This window comes from Chitinophaga sp. CF118, assembly GCF_900112615.1.
Taxonomy (GTDB): domain Bacteria; phylum Bacteroidota; class Bacteroidia; order Chitinophagales; family Chitinophagaceae; genus Chitinophaga.
In genome coordinates this window covers 1-1,304 of the sequence record NZ_FOMK01000034.1, presented here as the reverse complement: position 1 = coordinate 1,304, position 1,304 = coordinate 1, and the positions used below count along the sequence as shown (strand labels likewise).

Annotated in this window: 1 protein-coding gene; it reads left to right on the top strand. The window is 42.9% G+C overall.

The window, feature by feature from the left end; translation table 11 throughout:
• Positions 1 to 18 precede the first annotated feature (18 nt).
• A partial coding sequence (locus BM176_RS32060; RefSeq protein ID WP_255373634.1) for a condensation domain-containing protein occupies positions 19 to 1,304 on the top strand: 1,286 nt, incomplete at its 3' end.

The following is a 1,304-nucleotide window of genomic DNA, read 5'->3' as shown; positions in this document are numbered from 1 at the left end:
GGTAGTGCAGCTTATAACATGCCGGGCGTATTTGTTTTTGAAGGTGAGTTGGATCTTGCTTTGCTGGAATATGCTTTTGATGAGTTGATTGCACGTCATGAGAGCCTGCGGACCATCTTCCGGGAAGATGAAGAGGGTGAGGTGCGCCAGGTGATTCTTGATACTATACCGTTTAACATCGCCTGTTATGATATGCAGGCTGATGAGACTATCCTAAAGAGTTTGCTGCAACAGGCTGTTGCCGCACCATTTGAACTGAGTGCAGGACCTTTGCTGCGTGCCGGTTTATACCAGGTAGGAACCAACAAATGGATCTTTACTTTTACCATACACCACATTATCAGTGATGGCTGGTCCATGAATGTGTTTATTAAAGAGCTGTTGCTGTTTTATAATACAGCATCAAATCCATTATCTCCACTTAAAATTCAATATAAAGATTACGCTTTCTGGCAGCAGGAACAACTAAGTGAAGCCGCATTGGAAGAGCATGCAACCTATTGGTTAAATCAGTTTTCAGATGAGTTGCCAGTGTTAGTCTTACCGGCAGATAAGGCCCGTCCTGCCCTGAAGAGCTACAATGGGGGCATTGTTTATAAAACAATTAACCGTGAGTTGACGCGCGGGTTAAAAACCCTGATGCAGGAGCAACAGAGTACGTTGTTCATGGGACTGTTGTGCGCGGTTAATACCTTATTACATCGATACAGCGGCCAGGAAGACATTATCATTGGTAGTCCTGTTGCAGGTCGTGAACATATAGAACTGGAAGATCAGATAGGATTTTATGTCAACACGCTGGTCTTAAGAACACGATTCAGCGGGAAGGACAGCTACCTTGAGCTACTGGAAAACGTAAAACAGATCACGCTGAACGCTTATGAACACCAGGTTTATCCATTCGATACCCTGGTAGATCTTTTGCAGTTACAACGGGATCTGAGTCGTAGTCCTTTATTTGATGTCATGGTGGCGCTGCAGGATAAAAACAGCGGACCATTACAGTTGAATAACTTATCCGTAAGTGAGTATACAGGGCATACGCATACGGTCAGCAAGTTTGACCTCTTATTCAATTTCTCAGAAACAGGAGAGGAGATTACCACCGCAATTACTTACAACAGTGACATCTATACCAAAGAAACGATAGACCGTTTAAGCATTCATTTTGTACAATTGCTGGAAGCCGTCACCAACTATTCATATCAACCCATTGAAGAACTGGAATATTTAAGTGAAGCAGAAACAGCAAGATTATTATCAGTCTTCAACAATACTTCAGTTCCTTACCCTTCCGATAAAAT